This is a genomic window from Rhizobium sp. O111, from assembly GCF_055616315.1.
This window is the reverse complement of the sequence record NZ_JBSHXL010000003.1, coordinates 657,934-679,734: the sequence shown is the minus strand read 5'-3', so window position 1 is coordinate 679,734 and position 21,801 is coordinate 657,934. Positions and strand designations below refer to the sequence as shown.

Sequence of the window (21,801 nt, the reverse complement as noted above, 5' to 3'; positions counted from 1 at the left end):
GAGATTGCCGAGGACTTTCCATGCACGCCAGCATCCTGAAATATTTCACCGAGGTCGCACGCTCGGGATCTATTCGCAAGGCTTCAGAAGAACTGCATGTGGCAACCTCCGCTGTCAGCCGCCAGATCAAGAAGCTGGAAGACGAGCTTGGGACACCATTGTTCGAGCGTTTTCCCGACGGTTTGCGCCTAACGTCTGCCGGCGAAATCGTGTTGCGCCACGCCAAGGAAACGCTGCAGGACTTCGAGGTCATGAAGTCAAACCTTGGTGACCTTCAGGGGAAGAATACCGGCCGCGTCCATATAGCCGCTCTCGACAGCCTACTTGTCTCGTTTCTTCCCGATTTCATCAAGAGGTTTCACAAGCTGCATCCCGCGGTGGACTTTCGCGTCCGAGCAGGAGCCTACAATAATATCTTTAATTTCATGGCGGCTGGCGACATCGATATCGGCATCAGCTTTGATCTTGCAACCCCACACGATTTGAAACTTGTAGGCTCGATCCGCACAGCCTTCATGGCCATGGTTGCTCCATCGCACCCGTTGGCGCGCGCGAAATCGGTGACATTGCCGGAATGCGCCCAGTATAAGCTGCTTTTGGCGCTCGACAGCGAAGTCGTCAGTTCGGCCATCGCAGTCGAACTTGCGGGGCTCAATCGAGTGGGGCGAACCTTGGTCGCATCCAACAATCCAATCCTCCTCAAACCACTGGTCATGTCGGGTGACGGCATTGGTTTTTTTACCCCGGTTGGACTCTGGCCAGAAATCCAGACGGGCGAGATCGTTGCCATTCCTGTCCGCGACTTCAAGCTCAGCGCAATAGATATCGGCATTTTCATACCTCGCGACCGGCATCTGACTCACGCCAGCCAGGCGGTCATCGAGCTACTCCATACCGAGCTGCGCAAGTTTGGTGAGGATTTGAGAGACATCGTCAGCAGATGAGAAAAACATGAAAGAGATCCGCCTGCTAACATGTCCTGGCCATGGGCCTGCCGCGCGCTTCGATAGATTGACAGACCTGCCCTCGCAATTTAGTGCAACGGCGGTGCTGGCTGGCGATCTGATCATGCCGACACCTGTCAATGCGCACGATCATGGCTACGGCATCCGCACCCTTGATTTTGGCGCGGTCGACGACGCCCTCGAGATGTGGATACCGGGCCTGAGGCTGCGACCGCGAACGGACCCCTATCTCGAGGCGCTTGTCGCCTTCGGCCGGCTGGCCAAAACAGGCGTTGGGGCAACGATACACTGCCATAACTCGCTCAATGTCGATCGTCTGGTTGATGAGGCAGGCGCGGTCATGCGGGCCGCAGGAGATGTCGGCATTCGACTTGCCCTTTCCTGTCCACTGCTCGACCACGATGCCTGGGCCTATGATGGCGGGCCGCAACGCTTGAAACCGTTTCTATCGGCGGATGACTGGCAGGCGTTGGAGTCAACGGTTCCGAGCTACGCTCCGATTTCCGCCCTGCTCGCGGCCGTTGAGGCGGTTGCCGCAGCCAACTCCAGCCAACTGGTCGATGTGCAGTATGGGCCCATTGGACCACAGTGGTGCTCGAATGCGCTTCTGGAGGCGATTGCAGAGGCTTCCGCGCATCATAATCGACGCATCCACATGCATCTGCTTGAAAGTCCGCGCCAGCGCATATGGCTGGACCGCCGCTTCCCCGAGGGCGTCGTCACCTATCTCGACAACATAGGCTTCCTGTCGCCGCGGCTCGCCATTGCCCACGGCGTCCAATTGCGTCCAGACGAGCTTGAACTGCTTGCGGAGCGCGGGGTGCAGCTTGTCACTAATCCCTCAGCCAATCTGCGCCTTCGCTCGGGCATCGCTCCGATCGCCTCCGCGCTAGAGATCGGCGGCTCGGTCTTCGCCATTGGTCTCGACGGAACCGGATTGGACGACGATCAGGATCTCTGGCGGGAGATGCGGCTCCTCTATCTCCTGCAGGGCGGTCGTAACCTGACGCGACGGTTGACAGCGCAGGATATATTCGATGCCGCCATCCGCGTGGGCGGTCAAGTGATCAATGCGAACGAAGCCGATGACTTCACCATCATCGACTACCAGGCGCTGATTGCCGAAGCGCTCTTCTACGACCTCGACGAAGCGGAAGTACTGTTGACGCGCATGAGCGCCAAGTACGCCAGGGGACTCATCGTCGCGGGGCGGGAGGTGATGCGTCAGGGAGAATTGACCGGTATCGACTTTGACGCAGCCTCTTCCGAACTTGGGGCACAGGCAAGAGCTGACCTGCCACGGCTTGAAAAGCAGCGTCCCCTTGTCCGAGCTTTATCCGAAGCGACTCGCGCCTATTATGCAACCTGGCCCGGAATCTCGTGATAGAGGGCCAGGCGGAGATCATGCGTCGACAAGCGGACCGACCCGTGTTGCATCGAGGCCTTCGAGCCTCTTCTTGTCGGTGATCGGCAATTGCGGCGGCAGCACCCTATTCCAGACAGCATTTCCGGTGCGCTTGCCAACGAGATGCTTAACCGTCGGAATGAGGGGATGGGCAGCGATAGCTTGCCGCAGCCCTCGCACCTGTTCCAGCAGCTCGGCATTATCCTGGTCGCGCCAGAGCCGCTGCGAGGAGCGAGGGTCGATATTGACGGTCGCCGAGATGCAACCGGCATACCCATCGCGATCGGCATCGGCAAGTACCGCCTCGCTGCTCGGGAAAACGCCGAAGCCGGCGATCTTGGTTAGCTCCCGCGCATAGGCAAGATTTCCGGAGCTGTCCTTCGCCCCAAGAATCCGCTTTGGAAAAGCCTGCGAAAGCCGCGCCGACAAGGCGGGCGAAAACTCAATGCCGGTCAATTGCGGGAAGTTATAGAGGTAGATCGGGATCGGTGTCTCCGCCGTCATCCTTACGAGCTCGGCAAACCAGGCAAACAAGCCGTCTTCTTCGACCGGTTTGTAATAATAGGGCGGCAGCACGAGCGCCGCCGCAAAGCCAAGATCGAAGGCTCGGCGCGTCAACCCAACCGTCGTTTCCAGATCCGGCGTTCCGGTCCCGACCATCAGCCTGCTCCCATCCAATTCCCGGGCTGCGGTCGTCATGAGAGCGCTGCGCTGGGTGGCAGAAACGGAATTGGCCTCGCCCGTAGTGCCCAGCACGTTCAGGAAATCGCAGCCATGGTTGAGGCACCAGCGGCCATGTTCGATGAAGGCGGCGCGATCGACGTCATCATGATGGTCGAAAGGGGTGGGCAAGGCGGCGATCACGCCGGCGATCCGGGTCTGCGTCATGAGAGGCTCCTCCTATTCCATCAGATTCTATTCTTGGTCTGGCTGCGATAATCTGCCACGAAAGGATGATCGAGGCTGGTGACGTGGCTCTGGTCCCAACCACCCGGGGCGCCCCATCCGGTGACGCTGTCAGCAAAGAAATCACGATTGACATCACGCAAGAACAGGCGCTCTCTCGGCATTTCCTCGTCCCACAAGATGGCGTCGACCGGGCAAACAGAAAGGCAAAGCCCGCAATTAATGCATTCCTCCGGCTGGATGTAGAACATCCTACCGCCCTCATAGATGCAGTCGACCGGACAGGCGACCGTACAGGCTCCATCTTTGGTATCGATGCAGGGTTCGGTAATTACGTAAGCCATGTCTTTCGCCTCATGGCGCTCTGAAGGCGCCTTTAGCAAACTATGACAAACTGAAGCGTTCTTAAGAAGCGCTGATTTTCGGTTCTTGTGTTGCCGAAACGGCAACGCTTACGCCTGTGACTGGGTCTGATAGCAGCTGATGCAGGCCGTTCAACCGCCGTGCGGTATCCCTTGCTGAATGAGCATACCTTCGCCGCCTGGTCGTAAACGAATTCATACCTCAGCCCCTTGGTTCATGGCCCGGGACGGGCCGAGAGGGATCTTCGGGCTGCCAGATCCGCATGGCAATGTCAGTCGATAATATGCGTCGGTTTCGGCAGGATACGAGGCAGGCGCTTGAGGATTTCAGCCCCATCCGAGAGCACGGTAACGTCGCCGTAACCGCAATACCCCTCCCGTCGAAGCGTATGCCAAGTTCGATCCGCGTTGGCAGTGACAAAATTGCGGCCGCCGCCATCGCCACTACCACCAAGACCACGACCACATCGGGCAACAACAAGCTCGAAGCTTCGAGCTCACCGACCCTGATGGTACGCTTGCGCACTGTCGTGTGCGTCTCGGTTGGCTCAATAGGAAGAAACTTCTTGAGCACGCTCGCCGCTTGTCTGTAGGACATAACGCTTCCCAGCCGTGCCGTCAGCTCCATTAGCTCAGACGCCGCCCGATCAGGGCAGATTTCCTTTAGTGGCGCGAACGTAGTGACCATGCCCGGATAGCAATCGCTGCACATCATCCAGCGGGGATTGCGAACCTTCACTGTGCCAAAAACGGTTTTGATGCGGCGCGTCGTGTAATCTTTGCTGCCCGAACGTGTGGCAGTCCGGGCAGACACGGCGGTAAAGGGAATACGTCTCGGCCTCATGGTTCACGACGGCGTTCTGCGGCGCTTCCATAATCCTCTTGCCGTCCTCAATCGACAGGCCGAGGTCACCATCAAACAGCCGCTCCCACCTTTTGTCTATGCGGATTTCCTGCCGGCAACTTCGCCGAACTCATTCTGGCCCTCGATCGTGATCGTCCATTCCACTGCCATCGTTGCCTCCTCCATCAAGGCAATCAAGATGGCTCAGCCGGCACTAACAGTTCGTGAGCCCCCCAGAAAAGGTACCAGTCTCTCCAGCGGTGGGCACTCATCCATCGGTGTCGGATTGCCGGCCAGCCTTGTTCTTTTAAGCTTCTGTCTCGACAAAGTCGACAACAAGCGAGGCGTCCGGGCAGCGAGGGAAACGAGACGGTGTCGCCACAGCTAAGCGGCGGGCATGATTCTCGTAGCCTCACGGATAGCCGATGCAATCTCGTCTTCGCTGCGCTCCCCGTTTATGGCGATGCGCCCGCCAAAGACGAAGTGAGGAACTGAGCTGACGCCGGCAGCTAGTGATCTGGCCGCCTCCTGCTCGACGCGTCTGTGTTGCTCGGGGTCGAGCGCTACCGCCCGTGACGGAAAGCCAGCGTGTTCGGTTGCAGCGAAATCGTTTCGACGCCTCTCGTCAGCTGCAGCCTACCTCGCGGTCAGGTCGAGAGCCACGCCTTGTTGGCGATGAGATCGCCAACATTGACATCGGACCAGTTCTCTTGATCCAGCGTGAACTTGGCCTGATTAGTAGTCCGGGCCACATGCCAGTCGTCGTCAGCGGCCTTCGCCGCGTTGGAAAGAAATATGAGTTTATTTAAAACATAACGAAAAACAACGACATGGACCTCCCCTCAAAATTAACGGGGATATGACCACATGCCGCAGTTGAGATTAATTATAGAAACTCAGCTTGGTGTGAGACCGTACGAAATAGTCGGCTCCGACGTGAGCGTGGTCTTTGAACCTTTAACAGGCTGTTGAAGAAGTCAGTCGCGTTCGCACACGAAGCCGGAATCGTCTCCGTTGTGGATATAGATATGCCCGACAAGGCGTCCAGCGGAGCCAAGTGCTGCCCATCCGCGACCACAGACCGGGTCATTCTCGTCTTGTCCTTCCCACGAGAACTCCGCACAGGCTGATCCACTTCGCGCGCTATAGCGGACATCGAGAAAGCCCTTGAGAGCAACGAATGCGATCTCGCCGTCGGCCGTGCCCTGGAATGACAGATGTGCCTCTTCCACGAGATCGAGCGCGTCATTGTCCCAGTTGTCCATCTCGACGATGCGCCAACGACCGGCAAAGGCCTTGGCGAAAGCAGGAACTCTCGCCATCAGCTTGCATCCGTCATGAGCTTCGGCAGCCGCACAAGATTGTAGGAGGCGGCCGCGAAGGTGAAAGCCCATCCGACGCGGCCGCGCCCGCGCAACTTCGTCTTGTCTTGCTCCGCGACGGTTTTGATCCCGCCGAACGCCTCCGCGATGCGCTTGCCCATTCGCAAGCTGACCCCGTAGCCAGGATGGCACGTCGTTCGTCCGTCGATAGCCGAGCGGCGACCGTTGACGTTCTGCGCGACATGCGGGTTCACCTTCATCGACCGCAGATCTTTGACGACGTCCTTTGTGTCATAGGCCCTGTCGGCACCCAGCGTGATCGCTTTCGTCCGCCCGGTGAAGGGCCCGATCATGTGCGGCGACGTTACCCGTTCAGCATATCCGCTGGCCTCTGTTAGTCGGGCATCGACCAGCAGGCCATGGCGGTTTTCCATCAGTCCGTGCCCCATGAAGCACATCTTGGCCTCCTTGCCTCTGCCTGTCCTATAGAGCTTTGCATCTGGATCAGCCGTTGAAGCATGCGCCTCGTTGGAACGCCTTTCGCCATGAAAGTCTGCTTCCACATACCGACCGCCGCCATCCGATGGTGGTCCGCCCGAGCCGTTCCTCGGCTTGAAGCTCTTGATCGACGCCCAGGCTTCGATCAGCGTGCCATCGACGGAGAAGTGGTCCGTTGATAGTAGCCGCTTTACCTTGGGCGGCGAAAGGGTCGTACTCAAGACCCTCGCGGCGATATCGCCTTTCAGCAACCAGTCGCGGTTCTTTGAAAACACCGAATGGTTCCGAGCTGGATCGTCAAAGCCAATCTCCACAAACCAGCTGAACACAAGGTCGTATTCCAGCCGTTCCATCAAAAGCCGCTTGGAACGGCTCGAATGGAAGGCTTGCAGAAGCATGGAGCGCAGAAGCTGATCAGGCGCGATCGATGGCCGTCCGATTGATGAATAGAGCCCCGCGAACTCCCGCTCCAGCGAAACGAGCGTGTCGTTCACGATCTGCCGGATTGCACGCAGAGAATGATTTTTACGAACCCGATCCTCCAGATCGACATAGCTGAAGAGTTGACCTGTCCTCGCATTGCCGCCGCGCATCCATCAACTCCAAATAGCCATACCGAGAGTGAATCACGACAAGACCATATATGCCAGCGCCTTTCTCAACAGCCTGCCAGTCTTCTACTCGGCGACTCATTGCAACTAGCGTCGAGGCTACGCGGACCGTCGCTTATTCAGCCATCGCAAGACACGTATCTCTTCATCGTCCAGCCAAGTGAGTAGTCGGATGCTCCTGGTTTTCAACTTGAAAATGTCCTTCAACTGGCCCGCTTCGAAATCTTGAAAAACCGCGGGGTGTATGTAGGAGGAGCGGCACACGGACCGAGTGTTTACAAGCTTGGCGGCCACGTGATCGATCGCTTCGTTCACCTGACGAGCCAGCGCTCGGTTGGTGGTAGCCTTCTCCACACCGGCGAGGGCCTCAACCGCCATGCATGTCGCGCCCCAGGTTCGAAATTGTCGGGAGGTGAAATCCTCGCCAGCGACTTCCTTGATGTATGCATTCACGTCGTTGGACGATATCTGCCGACAACCTCCATCGTCGCAAACGTACTGGAAGAGATGCTGGCCGGGTAGTTCCTGTAGTTTCCGCACGACATTGGCGATCCGTCGGTCGCTATGAGCTAAATTCCATTCCTTTCCCGATTTCCCCTTGAACCGAAACCTCACGCTGCCTCCTTCAACGTTGACGTGGCGGTTTCTAAGCGTCGTCAGCCCGAACGACCTGTTCGTCTCGGCATAGGCGGCGTTGCCGACCCGAATATAAAGGTTGTCGAGCATCCAAACGACCGTCGCGAGCGCTTTATCCATGTTGAGTTTTCGCGAACGCAGGTCAGTGTCAACCCTTTCGCGAAGATCCGGCAAACGGTTGGCAAACTCCGCAAGTCGCTCAAACTTCGCCTTTCCACGCTCCGCGTGCCAATCTGGATGGTAGCGATACTGGCGACGTCCTCGTGCGTCGGTGCCAACCGCCTGCAGGTGAGAGAATGGGTTAGTCGAGATGACGACATTGGTGTAGGCCGGGGGTATCGCCAGCGCGTTAAGGCGAGCCACTTCCGAACCCTCGGTGATCCTACGACCATCGGGTCCGTAGTATCGAAATCCTCTTTCGCCCTGTCGGCGGGTTATCCCGGTTTCAAGTCCCGCAATATAGACTAGACCGGAGGACAGTTTCGCCTCGGCTACCGTGGTATCGATTTTGGTTATTACGGTGTCCATTCCGCTAAAACTCAAATCTGATAGCTAGGTTCCCTACGACCTCCGTCAGGACGAGATCATTGCGGACATGCAGTTTTCGTTGGCATCTCGCACGGGATCCGCCGTTATCTCTGTTGGGACACTGTGTGCCATGGCAGGGGAGGGTCATATTGAATGACGCCGCGGATCAAACCCATATTGTTCGCTAGAACATAATCTCAGTGGCCGAAGTCGGCCTTACCGAACTCTCCCGCGCCGGGCGTTGCGCCCAAGACCAAGGACCTCGTCACCGAGGCGGCTAGCCGCACATGTTCCAGATTCAAGCGAGCAAGCTTGCTCTCAAGCGTTCGCGAGATGCGTCGACCAAGAGCTTTCCTCAGCAGATGATCACCGATCCTGCGAAAACCACGGAAGAATGTTGGCCCGCGCGTCATGCGCAATCGGTGAATCCCGAGGCAAGATTAGGCCGGAACCAAAGCGTTCGTTGCACATTCTATGGCCGTAAACAGCCGGATTGAATTCGGTGTCGTGCATCGCCTTCAATCATACAGGACACCTCCACTTCCCACGCCCACGAGATACGATCATGGATGAGAACAGAAACGATTGGACCGCAACTCGAGCTTATTCCCTCTGGGAGCAGGCAGGACGTCCCTTCGGCCAGGACGAAAGACATTGGGCGCAAGCCGTACTTGAGAGAGACCTCCTTGAACGTACCCGCGCTTCGAGCGATGGCGCTGAGGTAATTTCTCGCGCGCGGCAAAACGAGCGTTCTGGTCATGGTGCGAAACATAGTATTCTAATTGTGGAGGATGAGCCGCAGCTCCGCTATAGCTTCGTCGATTTTTTTGACGAAGCTGGACATAAGACGTTTGAAGCAGGCAATGCCGACGAAGCATTGGTGCACCTCAGGAACAACGAGATCAACACCCTCTTCACGGACGTCGACATGCCTGGGAGCCTGGACGGCCTTGGTTTGGCGGCAACGGTTCGATCTAACTGGCCAAGCATCAAGATAATCGTGACGTCGGGTCTTATCACACTCGCGCATTATGATGAGGAGCTCGGCGTCTCGTTTCTCGCGAAACCCACCTCGGCTTTCGAATTGCTCGAGTTGATCGCCACGAACACCCAAAAGGCATAGGTCAGTGCATTCGGGTCTGGGGGGATGCTCCGATGGAGCGCTCCTCCGGATGACAAGGTTGGTTTTGTCGATCCCCCCAAGCTTCCCATGAATCCGTCCGGTAGCAGACAGGAACAAACGTCTCGCGGCCAAGTTAGCTTTCGTCTCCCATCGAAGGCGCGGCTAAACCAGCAACTTGCATGCAGGGAGAGAACAAACCAACGGAGGATATCATGGCAACGACCAAGACACTCGATGACCTTTTTCTCGATACACTCAAGGACATCTATTTCGCGGAGAAGCAAATCCTGAAGGCTCTGCCAAAAATGGCCCGTGCCGCGCAATCCGAGGAAGGCAAGACCGGATTTCTTCAGCACCGCGACGAGACGCAAGGACAAATCGATCGGCTCGAGCAAATTTTCGACCTCCTGGGGAAATCTGCCCGTGGAAAGACCTGCGAAGCGATTCAGGGCATACTGGCCGAGGGCGAGGAGATCATTGAGGAGTTCAAGGGCTCACCGGCGCTCGATGCCGGCCTGATTTCATCGGCGCAGGCCGTCGAACATTATGAAATTGCCCGTTATGGCACCTTGATCGCATGGGCAAAACAGCTCGGTCTAAAAGAAGCTGTCCCGCTGTTGGAAGCCACACTGGCCGAGGAAGAGGCAACGGATCGGAAGTTGACGCAGCTTGCTGAATCACGGGCCAACGCGCCTGCCAAGGGCAAGGCTGCTTGACACCATAAAGCGGAAGTACGAGGGGGCCGCCGGCAAGGCGGCCTCTTCGCAGTTGTCTGATTTTTACCAAGGGACATCAACATGGCCAAACGCCCAGCGAAATCCGCATCCATCTCCCCTGATGGGACGATCCATATCAACGACCAGCAGCTTCACCGAGGCGATGGAGGTGAACTCCATCAGTTCGCCGAGCAAGGACAGGATATCCTCACCACATCGCAGGGCGGGCCGGTCGCCGACGATCAAAATTCGCTCCGCATAGGTCCACGCGGGCCGCTTCTAGTGGACGATTTCCATTTCCGTGAGAAGATTTTCCACTTCGATCATGAGCGTATTCCCGAGCGTGTCGTTCATGCTCGTGGCTACGGTGCGCACGGCTTCTTTGAGACGTATGAATCTCTGTCGGACATCACGCGCGCGGATGTATTTCAACGCGCGGGCGAGAAAACGCCCGTATTTGTTCGGTTTTCAACGGTGGCCGGCAACAAGGGCTCCTCGGATCTCGCGCGCGACGTCCGCGGCTTCGCGGTCAAGATGTATACGAAGGAAGGCAACTGGGATCTCGTCGGTAACAATATTCCCGTCTTTTTCATTCAAGATGCCATTAAGTTTCCCGACCTTGTCCATGCCGCTAAGCAAGAACCGGACCGAGCGTTCCCTCAAGCCCAGACCGCTCACGATAATTTCTGGGATTTCATTAGCTTAACCCCAGAGAGCATGCACATGGTCATGTGGATCATGTCAGATAGGACGATCCCCCGATCGCTCCGTTTCATGGAAGGTTTTGGGGTTCACACCTTCCGTTTCGTGAACGCCGAGGATAAATCCACATTCGTCAAGTTCCACTGGAAACCGAAACTGGGCCTGCAATCGGTCGCTTGGAACGAGGCCGTTAAGATCAACGGCGCGGATCCTGACTTTCATCGCCGCGATCTTTGGAACTCAATCCAATCTGGCAACTTCCCGGAATGGGAGCTCGCGGTTCAGCTGTTTGATCAGGACTTCGCCGACCGGTTCGACTTCGACGTGCTGGATCCGACAAAAATCATTCCGGAGGAAGTGTTGCCAGTGCGTCCGATCGGCCGGCTGGTGCTCGATCGCATGCCAGACAACTTTTTCGCCGAGACCGAGCAGGTTGCTTTCATGACCCAGAATGTCCCCCCTGGGATCGATTTCAGCAACGATCCGCTACTGCAAGGCCGGAACTTTTCCTACCTCGACACCCAGCTCAAACGCCTCGGAGGACCGAACTTCACTCATCTTCCGATCAATGCGCCTAAGTGTCCCATGCATAATTTCCAGCAGGACGGGCATATGGCCATGCGCAACCCCGTCGGCCGCGCCAACTACCAACCGAACTCGCATGGCGAGGGACCGCGAGAATCGCCCACTCGCGGTTATCGGCATCTAGCCGCCGAGGAACAGGGACAGAAGGTGCGGGCGCGTCCAGAAAGCTTTGCTGATCACTACAGCCAAGCAAGGCAATTCTTTATTAGCCAGACCGGCGCGGAACAGCGTCACATCGCCTCGGCGTTGACATTTGAGTTGAGCAAGGTCGAAATTCCAGCGATCCGAGAGAGAATGGTTTCGCACCTTCTGAACATCGATGAGACGCTGGCGACCACGGTCGCGCAAAAGCTGGGCCTCCAGTCGATGCCGGAGCCCGCTGACGCGGCGATGCCGACCCGCCAAGATCTGGACGCCTCTCCGGCCCTTAGTATCGTCGAACGAGGCCCAAAACGCTTCGAGGGGCGCAAGCTTGGCATTCTCGTTACCGACGGCGTCGATCGAAAGCTCCTTATCGCGCTGACCAAGGCGATTGCCGCCGAAAAAGCTAATGTCGAGCTGATCGCGCCCAAGGTGAGCGGGGTGACCGCGGACGATGGGAGCTTCATCGCGGCCAATCATATGATCGACGGAGGGCCTTCGGTCCTGTTCGACGCGGTTGTCCTTTTGACGTCCCATCAAGCCATCGACGATCTCGTCAAGGAAGCCACCGCCCGCGACTTCGTCGCGGACGCCTTCCAGCACTGCAAGTATATAGGCTTTCACCAGTCCGCCATGCCGCTTCTAGGGAAAGCGGGAGTTGCAGATCAGCTCGACGAAGGGACGATTGAACTGACAGCCAGCAAGGCCATTGCCGCGTTTGTCGAGGAACTCGGCAAGCTACGTGTATGGGGTCGCGAACCCTCGCTCAAACTTGGGCAGGCTTCACCGCCACTCGCATGAGGCAAAGCGGGCGCGGGAAAAACCCGCGCCCTCTCATGGGCCAACAGGAACCCATTATCATTTTGAACTCCTGCATCCGCCAAAATGCATCGTCATCCAGCTTGCGTAACAAACTTGTCTGTTTGGCAACCCCAGACGCCGACCGTGCCGGTAGGCATGAAGGTTTATCGGTGAGTTCGAGAACGACCGCTCAGATTGCAACAAATCCACCGGCGACCCGCTATCTCTCGGTGATACATTGACGCCCTTCAATCTCAATTCATTAAGCTACACACGCGCCGCTAACTCTTGGGAACGATCACTCAAGTTCGACGTTACTCGGTCGCAACACTTAATTTAATGGGAGATTTCATCATGGGTCGCGGCATTCTACTTTGGCTTCTCGGCGTACCATTGCCGATCATCATCCTTCTTGCGTTATTCATGCGATAGGAGGCAACGATGTCTCTATCGGATGTGCAAGAAGCCGTTCCTGTCGAATCCTCAAAGTCAGCTGTGTCCTGGGGCCCTATCCTCGGTGGTGCCTTCGCGGCCGTCGGCACCACGCTAATTCTCTTACTGCTTGGGTCAGGCGTTGGCCTGACCATGGTTTCGCCTTGGTCGGGAGAAAGTAGCTCCGCGGCAGCGGTTGGTGTAACCGCCGCAATCTGGCTCGTTGTCGTCCAGTGGCTTTCCTCGGCTCTCGGCGGCTATCTTACAGGACGACTGCGCACCAAGTGGACGGCTGCCCATACCGACGAAGTTTTCTTCCGCGATACGGCCCACGGTTTTATCAGTTGGGCCGTGGCGACCGTGTTCGTGGTCGGCTTTTTGACATCATCCCTAACGTCTCTTGCCGGCGCGGGGGCAAGTGCCGCCGGTGCGGCGGCGACCGCGGCCGGTGCCGCGGGAACGGCCGCCGCGTCATCTTCAGCATCCGCGACGGATCTCTCCACTTCCTATTTCACCGATGCCCTCTTGCGCCCGGAGCGCGTCAGCGCGAATGCGTCGAGCGACGATGGAGCCGCTTCGGCGGAGGTCTCACGTATCCTCTTGAACGACGCGGCAAAGGGCGAGGTGCCTGAGGGTGACAAAGCGTACATCGCGAGCATCGTCACGGCACGTACCGGGTTGACCGAGGCGGACGCCCGGGCACGCGTTGACACGATATTGAAGCAAATTGACGACGCCAAGGTTGCAACGCAAGCCGCCGCGGACAAAACGCGAAAGGCTGCCGCAACCACGGCATTGGTAGGGTCGATCTCCCTCCTCATTGGCGCCTTTATTTCGAGTGCCGCCGCCGCCTTTGGAGGGAGGCAGCGCGATGAGGAAGAAGACATCTTACTAACGGGTCGAGGACCGCTCGTGTAATGGAGATTCAAGACGCCCCACGGTGGCTCGACATGTGGGGCGTTTTGTCGATGGCACGTTTGATGAACCCCACCATGCATCCCAGCAATGCTTGTTCCGGATGCGAACCGGCAAACGCCAGACGGCCGGGCTTTAAGTGGATTTCTCTGCGGAAACAAACAATGGCGACCTCGGCCCAGGAGGTAGCTACAAAATCGACAAGACGGTGAGCGAAGTTTCGGCATCGGATTTCGATGGCCTGATCATCCCTGGGGGCACGGTAGGTGCCGACAACTAAGGGCAAACGCGCAGATGGTGCCCTTTGTACGAGATGTAATCAACGGGTCCAAGCCAGTGGGGGTCATCTTGCCACGGTCCTTGGCTTTTGGCCGAAGCCAATGTCCTCAATGGGCGGACGGTGACGTCGTATGCGTCCATTCGCACCAATATCGAAAACGCGGGTGGCACATGGATTGACCAGGAGGTAGTGACCGACCAGGGCCTGGTGACAAGCCGCAAGCCGCATGACCTACCAGCATTTTGCGCGAAGATTATCGAGCAATTCGATGAAGGAAAGCATCCCGGGCAGGTTTATCGAGCTTAGTTGCCGAACCGTATCCACTCACCTCGCCGGTTTGTCTCTCTCTGGTCAAGGACGAGCTTTGAGGTCGAAGTCCGGTTCCGCGATCGGCCAGCCTCGCAACGCCAAGCATCCGTCTGTCACGGGTTCAGCGGAAGCGCACACTCCCTAGGAACTTCCACGATCATTGGCCGTTAACCTGTCAATTTGGAGATAAATGAATGGCAAACACCAACAACCTCGACAACGTCTGGGATCTCGCCGAGAAGATCGGCTTCTGCATGTTGACGACCCGAATATCACACGAACTTCGCGCACGCCCGATGGCCGCGCATCCCGAGCGTTTGGAAAACGCGTTTTATTTTCTCACTGACGTGGACGGACACAAGGATGAAGAGATTGCGCGTAACCCGCATGTCTGTCTAGCGTTCGCCGATAGCAAGGGGCAAAAGTACGTGTCGATATCAGGATCGGCGGAGGTGAGCAATGACCGCGAACGCATTAAGGAACTATGGTCCACGCCCGCCAAGGCATGGTGGGATAGCCCCGAGGACCCATCCATTCGCGTTCTTAAGGTCACACCTTCATTCGCTGAATATTGGAGCAGCCCCGGTACGATCGTGAGTTATATGAAGATGGCGGCCGCCGCCTTGGGCAGCGCTAAGCCTGACATGGGTAACAATGAAAAAGTCGATATGTAATGAGGGAGCGCGTAAGACTCCTCACCGGCGTCCCAGAGCATCGCTTTTCGAGACGAAACACGTGAAGCGCCGCAACGGCAGAATCAACCGAACGCTGACCTATGGCGCGCGACAGGTGTGACCCCGAACCTCACGCGCCGCTCACCTTTAGGCGAGATGGAGAAATTCAACATCTTTTTAGCGGCTAAGCCCCATAGCGAAAAGACCGCGCTTGAGGGTGGGATGGCACGGGAGCTTACGGTAGCGTGGATCGGGGACGTGACGCAGGCGGACCCCGCCACCATCGAACACCGGCGTTCCCCGATTCGACCATCGCGCGGTGGACGCGGTTTGGAAGCTTGCATTACGAAAGCGCGGGGTCGACTTTCATTTGGACGCGAAGTTTGTACGCTAACGAACAAAGTTGGAACCATAAGTCCCAACCAACGTTTTCGCGGTTTCAAGCTATCGAGGTCGAAATGATCGCCAATATGCACCCCAGCGACCTTGGCCTATTATACGAGGTGTTGCGGGACGCTGCTGAACTGGTGACGGAGCCATGTGAAACCACGCCAAAGGCGAACGTCGCGGCTAATTTGCTGATACAGCTGATCCAGCGCAGGGTATGCCACCTCGAGCGAACATATCGTCCTTATGGCAAATTGAACGAGATTGCCCTGATGTAAATCGCCCTCCCGCGAGGGTCGGTTTTAAAGATAAGTCCGCCCACTGCCTTCGAATGGCCGGGAACATAGTCAGTAACCGTCTCAGCCGCTTCCACCAGTTTAGGCTCTTCAAATACCTCTCCCCTTACCGTTACCTGCGAGGCGGTCTGGCTCGAACGATTTTGGATTTCGAATAGGACTTGAAACCCATTACTTCGTGCCTCCACTTGAAGAACGGACACGCCGAGGTCTGGGGAAGTGTCGCGATCCATCAATGCGTCCCTACCAATCCAGATCAGAACCGCCAGGATGACCAAGGCGGATAGGGTTCCGGTTGTCCACTCAATCCAATGAGGCTCGTTAGTCTCAATATTTGCGTGACCGGTGTTTTTCGTCATTTAGGCCTCTAGAGTATCAGGCGGGCGGCCGCCGCGCCAATCGCACCAGGAAAACTCAAGATAACGATCATCATCAACGCTTGCGTGGCCCCTACGTCGTCGGTGCGATGAAACGTCCAGAGGCAAAACGCGCTAATCATTCCAGCGATGACGTAGCCTGGAATCGTGAAGCGCACGAGGGCATGCCAGCTCGGTGTTCCCTCGGCAAGGTCATGACTTCCTCGGAATGAAAGTGTGTAAACAAATCCGTGCATGAGCGCGACGGAAGCTACTATCAAGAGAAGGGCATGCCATGGCGTCATCTTGTAAGACAGAAGGATCATCTCCTCAGTCGGCGCGACATTCAGGCTCAGGAAAAGTGCTCCAATAGCCATGAGAAACAGTTCGCCAGCATAGCTAGTCTCCCGGTCGCGCAGCGGATCGCCACTATCGGGATCGCCCTGTTGAGATTGCCCTCCCAACTGACTGCGTCCGAGCATCGCGCCAATGCTGGCTGGGACCGATTGCACAGCGATCATGCCGATGATTTCGTGAGGCGCCTGATCGGAGGTTACAACACCGATCGCCACGAGAATGAGGCCGCTCGCGAATATGCCAAGACAATAGGCAATGCTTGCATCCCTCATCGCTTCAAGCCACGTTGTGGTCTGTTCGAAACCGACGCGGTCCGATAAGACGATAAGCAAAGGAATATTGAGGACCATGAGGATCAATAACCTTGTTCGGTCCATGTAGAACCCAAGCTCCCACATCTCCATGGTCATTAGCATGGGTAAAGCGAACAGAAGCGCGCCGGCGATTCCTCTCGCAATGCCGGCAAGAAACTTGCCCAGGTCGAAATCCTTCGCAGTTGAACGTGGAGCCAGAGCGTTATTCATGATATTAAGTTCCACCGTCCAAACGCCGACGCGGCCCCTTTAAGGAAGAGGGCGGCCACGGTTGACAGTCGCGTTGGCCTCGGGAGCGCGAGAGCAGCGTAAAGCAGCGCGGTCATTGACATCAACGTTGCCATCTTCATTGTCCCTGTCACGCGTGGAAGATGATGCTCAAACACTAGCGACGAAGCTCGTGCCACCCCACTCGCAGATCGGCGACGGATGGCGACTTTACCCGCCGATAACGGGCTTCGACAAGATTATAGATACCGAAGGCCGCTAGACCGATTGCCACGAGAAGGTAAAGCACGCGGCCAAAAGGCAGTTGCCTAATCCAATTCAGCGCGTCGCTCATGCTGCCTGCCCGACTGGCATCAACTGTCACGGCGGCATAGCAGAAAAATATGCCCACGATGGCAAAAACCACGCCGCGAGATATGAGCCCATATACGCAAATCAAGATCAAGGGCCGATTCTCTCCAAGATCAAGATAACGCTCAAATCGCCGCGAGATGCCCTTCGCCGCCGTTGCGACGCCTCCAATGAGAAACCCCACGCCGATCGCGCCCGCTAGGTAGCGGCCAAAAGGCTGAGACATCGCCCACGCCGCCAAACTATCTTCCCCACCGCCATGGCTCGACCCCATCCCTACCACACTCTGAAACGCGTAGGCCGCCAAACCTAGGTAAGTGCCTGCGCTGCCAAAAAGAGCGGCACGGACCAGATAGCTTTTGAAGCTAGCGTCGTGGCCATCCGCGTTCGCCAAGGACTGCGCGAGGCGCCACGCCACGAAGCCAAGAAGACCAAGGGCAATCAATGTGAGCCAGATTGTCCCCAACCATTGGCCAAGGAGCACATCCAGCGCCGACTTTGTGTCAGCCTGTCGGCCGCCGAAACTCGAAAATGTAGCCAGTCCAGCGACTAGCAGGAATACGATACCCCTTGCACCGTATCCAGATCGAGCCAACCAAGCAAATCCCGTATGTTTCATCGACTGTTCTCCCGCGCCTTGAAGAACGTGTGGGCCAGCGCTTAGGTTCCGCATCAGCAGTCCACGGCGCAAACGCATCAGGCCACAATGGCCTCCCAAAATGTTTCATGTTTCACGTCAACACGCGTGGAACTGTTTAACGACTACCCAGCTCTGAACATCGGCTCGTTTCGCCGTTAGGGTTTTGGGAAATGGCGAACCGAGAGACGGATGGCTAAACATTTTTAACGTCGTCGGAACTCCGACGGCGTTACCGGCGTTGAACCGACGTATATCTTTCGACTAGAGGTTTAACACCATGAGTACTTTGCTGATTATTGTCATCCTTTTGGTATTGCTCGGAGGCGGCGGGGGCTACTACGCTCACGGGCGGTACGGGGGCCGAGGCTTGGGCGGCGTCCTGGGTTTAGTCGTCCTCGTGCTGATCATCCTATGGCTGTTCGGCACGCTGCACGGCGGTGCCGCACCACCTGTCTAAGCCCTTGTGGCAGTCGACGGACCCGCGCCTCTCGCGCGGGTCCCAGATCAATGAAAATAGCATTTACGGGACACGGCGCCAATCAATACCCTTGCAAAGGAGCCCTGCTAGGACGCAGCCCTTGGTGGTAATCCTGTCGCCCCGTACCGTCACCGTGAGCTTGTAAGTCATATCACGCTGCGGATCGAAGGCCGTGCCGGTATAAACACCATCGACTCCAGGCTTGATGGACATGACCAACTTGTCTCCTTCCTTTTCCTTCGGAGTTCCTGGCCTGATCCACGTGTTGGTGGCGCATATTTCCGATCCGCACGAACCAATTCGAACCTTGGCGTTTCCGTCTCCTCGCGCCCATTGGCCATCGATTTCGGCGGCGTTGGCCTGAACGATCACGCAGAAGGTCAACGTGATCGCGGCGACTATCCTTGCACTCATGTTCGGATCCTTATCTCGGGTTGATATCGATACGAGAGGTAGTGGTGAACGGTTTCATCAAGCCTTGCAGATCCGAAAAATTTATCCGGACGGTCTAAACCGAGGAAGCATGACGTCCGTAAACAAAGACGTCGACGCGCTCGGGTAGGCCAATGAGTATTTTCCTTCTAGTCTCGGTTGCTATCTGGCTATCGCTGGCCATGGCCGGCGCGTGGGCGATACAGCGCAGCAGCGGACAAAGTGGGTGGATCGATACAATATGGTCGGCCGCCGTGGGTGTCGGAGGCGTGGTCGCTGCCTCGTTCGCCGGTGGTGACTTCAACCGCCGTGTCGCCCTCTTGATCGTGATCTGCGCCTGGTCACTAAGGCTCGCAAGCCATATCGGCTCGCGCACCACAGGTGGTGGCGAAGATCCTCGCTATGCGAAATTCATCGAAGACTGGGGCGACGGCGCAGCCTGGCGGCTGTTCGTCTTCCTGCAGATACAGGCATTGGCCGCGTTCGTCCTCGTCCTGGCCGTCTATCTCGCCGCAGCCAATGACCGGCCGTTTCCAGGCGCCATCGACGCTCTGGCCATGCTGCTCGCCATCGTCGCGCTGGGCGGCGAAGCCCTGTCCGACGTCCAGCTCGCCCGCTTCCGAAAGACGCCCGAGGCAAAGACGGAAGTCTGTGAGGTCGGGCTCTGGCGGTACTCGCGCCATCCAAACTACTTCTTCGAGTGGCTTTTCTGGTGTTGCTGGCCGCTGTTTGCGTCGACTGGATCGATATGGAACTGGCTGTCCTTGCTCGCGCCACTCATGATGTACTGGCTGCTGGTTCACGTCTCCGGCGTTCCACCTCTCGAAGAGCACATGCTGCGCTCGCGCGGCGACAAATTCCGTGCCCTGCAACGCCGGGTCAACGCCTTCTTCCCAGGTCCTCGCAAATCCACCCTTCCAGGAGATCAACAATGAACATGCTGGCATTCGCCATCAACACTGCCGAGCGCGCGCCGCTTACTGACGCAATGACACTGGCAGGCATCGATTTTCTCTGCGCGCGCACCAAGCGCAAGCTCGCGACAACGACGGCGGATACCGAACGCGACTTCGTCCAGCTCATGGACCGCTTCCCGGTGGCAACCCACACCGATGAGGCCAATCGCCAGCACTATGAGGTGCCGGCCGACTTCTTCGCGGTAGCGCTTGGCCCGCAGCGCAAATACTCCTGCTGCCTTTATCCGACGCCCGATACGACGCTCGCGGAAGCGGAATTCCTGGCGCTCGCCGACACTGTCGCGAATGCTGCGATCGAAGACGGCATGACGATCCTGGAGCTCGGCTGTGGTTGGGGCTCGCTTTCGCTTTATCTTGCGCGGCGCTTTCCTAATTCGCGCATCACAAGCGTCTCGAACTCGGCCTCGCAGCGCGCCCATATTCTTGACCTCGCACGGCGGGAAGGTCTGGCAAACCTTGACGTCATCACCGCCGACATGAACCACTTCACCACGGAGGCGAAATTCGACCGTGTCGTCTCCGTGGAAATGTTCGAGCACATGTCCAACTGGCGCACGCTTCTCGAACGTATCCGCAGTTGGGTGAAGCCTGATGGCAGACTGTTCCTGCATGTCTTCACCCACAAGGATCGCTCCTACAGGTTCGATCCCAACGACCCGTCCGATTGGATTGCCCAGCACTTCTTTACCGGTGGGATCATGCCGGCGCACGACCTGCCGCATCGGTTCGGCGATCTGTTCAAGGTGGAGCAGGAATGGCGTTGGTCGGGAACGCACTATCGGCGGACGGCACTCGACTGGCTGGCGAATTTTGACCGCGACATCAATCGCATCCGGCCAATCCTTGCAAAGGTGTATGGCAGGGATGCACCCCTCTGGATTCGCCGTTGGCGGCTGTTTTTCCTGTCGACTGCAGGCCTGTTCGGGCATGATAAGGGTGATGTCTGGGGTGTCGGCCACTATCTGCTGGCGCCGAACACATAATGTCTGAAGCAGCCAAACAGCTCGACCCAATCACCCAGGCGACCGTGACGATTGTCTGGGTCATCGTGCTGAACAAGCCCTTTTATCCTGTCTACGTCTGGTATCTGGTCGGCAATGGCGTGGCGGCATCGCTTGGCACATTGCTCTCAGCGCCCCTCTTCCTGGCGATCCCGTTCGTAGCCAGGCGATCTTCACTGGCGGCGCGGATCGCGCTGCCGCTGATCGGCACGTTCGACACCTTGTTTGAGACGAAACTCTTCGGTTCCGCTTCGGGCACGGAATTGTACTTCGCCGCCTGCATCATGCTCGTCGCGCTGTCTTTCCAAGCACACGAAAAGTGGTGGCAGCGCGGCATGGCCGTGCTTGTCTTTGCCGTGTTCGTCTTCTCGCGCAATTTCATCGGTGCACCGCTGCATGTCTGGACTGCACCCGAACTCGCGACCCTCTTCAACCTGAATGCGTTCGCCGTCGCCAGCCTGTTGGCGTTTATAGCCCTTCGCTATGCGGGGATATCAGACCAACCGATCAAACGACAACGAAAGGGAGCTTAGTATGCATAAGATTTCTCGCTGGTGTTTTGCCGCGGCACTCGCGTTGATGTCGTTATCAAGCCCAGCCCTTTCAGCCTCAGCAGAGCCGCAGCCCGTCGCGGTTGGCATGGACCACTATCGTGGAACATGGCTTGAGATTGGCCGCCGGCCCATGTGGCTGACCGACGGCTGCGTTGCGGGCTACTCGACCTACAAGCCTGGAAAAGCGCCAGGCGAGATCCAGGTGGAAGACGGTTGCCGCGTCGGCACCCCTGGCGGACGACTGAAGACCGTCGATGGCGATGGAAGGATCCTCGACCTCGGGCACGGCAATGCCAAGATGCGGGTACGCTACCCCTTCTTCATTACATTCAACTATTGGGTCCTTTACAAATCCCCCGACAAGGCGTGGTTCATCAGTGCCGATCCAAAGATGCAAAACCTCTGGATCTACGCGCGCGCCGTGCCATCGAAAGGAAAACTGAAGGTGATGATCCGCAAGGCGAGCCAACTCGGCTATGATGTCAGAAAGCTTGAGTTTCCCGCGCAGTCTGGGCCTTGATGGTGGCGAATCTCGACAAGCTCGGATCTTCCGGACTCAAATAACGGAGCGGCGAACCAGCTGAGGGAACAGCGGCCCCGCCGCCAGTTCATGGCGATGCGCAGGCAGTCAGAACAACTGGGCTGCCTGTTCGTTGCCCGATCGCGTGCTAGGGT

General features: G+C 57.4%; 22 protein-coding genes and 2 pseudogenes. 14 read left to right on the top strand and 10 right to left on the bottom strand.

Annotated features, from left to right (window positions below):
* Window positions 1-20: 20 nt before the first annotated feature.
* The gene (locus tag ACVTFQ_RS28965; protein WP_470424368.1) at window positions 21-944 is read left to right on the top strand and encodes a LysR family transcriptional regulator; all 924 of its coding nucleotides are present in this window, start codon (window positions 21-23) and stop codon (window positions 942-944) included.
* A 7-nt stretch (window positions 945-951) separates the two neighbouring features.
* Window positions 952-2,349 (top strand): amidohydrolase family protein, encoded by a 1,398-nt coding sequence (locus ACVTFQ_RS28960; protein WP_113177636.1) that lies wholly within the window; start codon window positions 952-954, stop codon window positions 2,347-2,349.
* An 18-nt stretch (window positions 2,350-2,367) separates the two neighbouring features.
* On the opposite strand, the gene ACVTFQ_RS28955 is transcribed toward ACVTFQ_RS28960, so the two are convergent.
* The 6 genes and pseudogenes from ACVTFQ_RS28955 to ACVTFQ_RS28930 form a co-directional block, all read right to left on the bottom strand.
* On the bottom strand, window positions 2,368-3,258 hold the full coding sequence (locus tag ACVTFQ_RS28955) for a dihydrodipicolinate synthase family protein (protein WP_113177634.1): 891 nt from the start codon (window positions 3,256-3,258) through the stop codon (window positions 2,368-2,370).
* A 20-nt stretch (window positions 3,259-3,278) separates the two neighbouring features.
* Window positions 3,279-3,620 (bottom strand): ferredoxin, encoded by a 342-nt coding sequence (gene fdxA / locus ACVTFQ_RS28950; protein WP_113177632.1) that lies wholly within the window; start codon window positions 3,618-3,620, stop codon window positions 3,279-3,281.
* 1,246 nt (window positions 3,621-4,866) lie between these two features.
* Window positions 4,867-5,058: pseudogene (locus ACVTFQ_RS28945) on the bottom strand (DsbA family protein); the annotation flags it as partial.
* A 401-nt stretch (window positions 5,059-5,459) separates the two neighbouring features.
* A complete protein-coding gene (locus ACVTFQ_RS28940) occupies window positions 5,460-5,804 on the bottom strand; it encodes a hypothetical protein (RefSeq protein ID WP_112437010.1) in 345 nt (114 codons plus the stop codon).
* Window positions 5,804-6,895 (bottom strand): IS5 family transposase, encoded by a 1,092-nt coding sequence (locus tag ACVTFQ_RS28935; protein ID WP_112437011.1) that lies wholly within the window; start codon window positions 6,893-6,895, stop codon window positions 5,804-5,806. Before ACVTFQ_RS28935 ends, ACVTFQ_RS28940 begins: the two co-directional genes overlap by 1 nt.
* 117 nt (window positions 6,896-7,012) lie before the next feature.
* Entirely contained in the window at window positions 7,013-8,077 is a 1,065-nt protein-coding gene (locus ACVTFQ_RS28930) for a DNA topoisomerase IB (protein ID WP_112437012.1), read from the bottom strand.
* Window positions 8,078-8,364: 287 nt separating this feature from the next.
* On the opposite strand from ACVTFQ_RS28930, the gene ACVTFQ_RS28925 reads away from it, so the two are divergent.
* The 7 genes and pseudogenes from ACVTFQ_RS28925 to ACVTFQ_RS28895 all read left to right on the top strand — a co-directional run bounded on the left by ACVTFQ_RS28925 (window position 8,365) and on the right by ACVTFQ_RS28895 (window position 14,755).
* On the top strand, window positions 8,365-8,574 hold the full coding sequence (locus tag ACVTFQ_RS28925) for a DUF4142 domain-containing protein (protein WP_111564222.1): 210 nt from the start codon (window positions 8,365-8,367) through the stop codon (window positions 8,572-8,574).
* Window positions 8,575-8,642: 68 nt separating this feature from the next.
* Window positions 8,643-9,200 carry a response regulator gene (locus ACVTFQ_RS28920; protein WP_111564223.1) on the top strand — a complete coding sequence of 186 codons (558 nt, stop codon included), beginning with the start codon at window positions 8,643-8,645 and terminating at the stop codon, window positions 9,198-9,200.
* 212 nt (window positions 9,201-9,412) lie between these two features.
* On the top strand, window positions 9,413-9,916 hold the full coding sequence (locus ACVTFQ_RS28915; RefSeq protein ID WP_112437013.1) for a YciE/YciF ferroxidase family protein: 504 nt from the start codon (window positions 9,413-9,415) through the stop codon (window positions 9,914-9,916).
* A gap of 81 nt (window positions 9,917-9,997) precedes the next feature.
* Window positions 9,998-12,145 (top strand): catalase, encoded by a 2,148-nt coding sequence (katE, locus tag ACVTFQ_RS28910; protein WP_111564225.1) that lies wholly within the window; start codon window positions 9,998-10,000, stop codon window positions 12,143-12,145.
* A gap of 441 nt (window positions 12,146-12,586) precedes the next feature.
* Window positions 12,587-13,495 (top strand): hypothetical protein, encoded by a 909-nt coding sequence (locus ACVTFQ_RS28905; RefSeq protein WP_111564226.1) that lies wholly within the window; start codon window positions 12,587-12,589, stop codon window positions 13,493-13,495.
* Window positions 13,496-13,853: 358 nt separating this feature from the next.
* Window positions 13,854-14,078, top strand: a pseudogene (locus ACVTFQ_RS28900) (DJ-1/PfpI family protein); the annotation flags it as partial.
* Window positions 14,079-14,275: 197 nt separating this feature from the next.
* Window positions 14,276-14,755 (top strand): pyridoxamine 5'-phosphate oxidase family protein, encoded by a 480-nt coding sequence (locus ACVTFQ_RS28895; RefSeq protein ID WP_111564227.1) that lies wholly within the window; start codon window positions 14,276-14,278, stop codon window positions 14,753-14,755.
* 631 nt (window positions 14,756-15,386) lie between these two features.
* Here ACVTFQ_RS28895 and ACVTFQ_RS28890 read toward each other — a convergent pair.
* From ACVTFQ_RS28890 to ACVTFQ_RS28880, 3 genes are all read right to left on the bottom strand, one after another.
* Window positions 15,387-15,797, bottom strand: a complete 411-nt coding sequence (locus ACVTFQ_RS28890; protein WP_112437014.1) for a TIGR02588 family protein — start codon at window positions 15,795-15,797, stop codon at window positions 15,387-15,389.
* 8 nt (window positions 15,798-15,805) lie between these two features.
* Window positions 15,806-16,675, bottom strand: coding sequence for a TIGR02587 family membrane protein (locus tag ACVTFQ_RS28885; RefSeq protein WP_111564229.1), 870 nt, complete (start codon window positions 16,673-16,675; stop codon window positions 15,806-15,808).
* Between the two features lie 175 nt (window positions 16,676-16,850).
* A complete protein-coding gene (locus ACVTFQ_RS28880) occupies window positions 16,851-17,663 on the bottom strand; it encodes a DUF1206 domain-containing protein (protein ID WP_111564230.1) in 813 nt (270 codons plus the stop codon).
* Between the two features lie 298 nt (window positions 17,664-17,961).
* Between ACVTFQ_RS28880 and ACVTFQ_RS28875 the strand changes: the two genes are divergently transcribed.
* On the top strand, window positions 17,962-18,141 hold the full coding sequence (locus ACVTFQ_RS28875; protein ID WP_112437015.1) for a DUF3309 family protein: 180 nt from the start codon (window positions 17,962-17,964) through the stop codon (window positions 18,139-18,141).
* Window positions 18,142-18,204: 63 nt separating this feature from the next.
* On the opposite strand, the gene ACVTFQ_RS28870 is transcribed toward ACVTFQ_RS28875, so the two are convergent.
* The gene (locus ACVTFQ_RS28870; protein ID WP_470424367.1) at window positions 18,205-18,576 is read right to left on the bottom strand and encodes a DUF2147 domain-containing protein; all 372 of its coding nucleotides are present in this window, start codon (window positions 18,574-18,576) and stop codon (window positions 18,205-18,207) included.
* Window positions 18,577-18,728: 152 nt separating this feature from the next.
* On the opposite strand from ACVTFQ_RS28870, the gene ACVTFQ_RS28865 reads away from it, so the two are divergent.
* The 4 genes from ACVTFQ_RS28865 to ACVTFQ_RS28850 are packed head-to-tail and all read left to right on the top strand — an operon-like array spanning window position 18,729 to window position 21,646.
* Entirely contained in the window at window positions 18,729-19,529 is an 801-nt protein-coding gene (locus ACVTFQ_RS28865; protein ID WP_111564233.1) for a DUF1295 domain-containing protein, read from the top strand.
* Window positions 19,526-20,554 carry an SAM-dependent methyltransferase gene (locus ACVTFQ_RS28860; protein WP_111564234.1) on the top strand — a complete coding sequence of 343 codons (1,029 nt, stop codon included), beginning with the start codon at window positions 19,526-19,528 and terminating at the stop codon, window positions 20,552-20,554. The genes ACVTFQ_RS28865 and ACVTFQ_RS28860 overlap by 4 nt, the downstream gene beginning before the upstream one ends.
* On the top strand, window positions 20,554-21,105 hold the full coding sequence (locus tag ACVTFQ_RS28855; protein WP_111564235.1) for a hypothetical protein: 552 nt from the start codon (window positions 20,554-20,556) through the stop codon (window positions 21,103-21,105). Before ACVTFQ_RS28860 ends, ACVTFQ_RS28855 begins: the two co-directional genes overlap by 1 nt.
* 46 nt (window positions 21,106-21,151) lie before the next feature.
* Window positions 21,152-21,646, top strand: a complete 495-nt coding sequence (locus tag ACVTFQ_RS28850; protein ID WP_283193910.1) for a lipocalin family protein — start codon at window positions 21,152-21,154, stop codon at window positions 21,644-21,646.
* The last annotated feature ends 155 nt before the right edge of the window (window positions 21,647-21,801 follow it).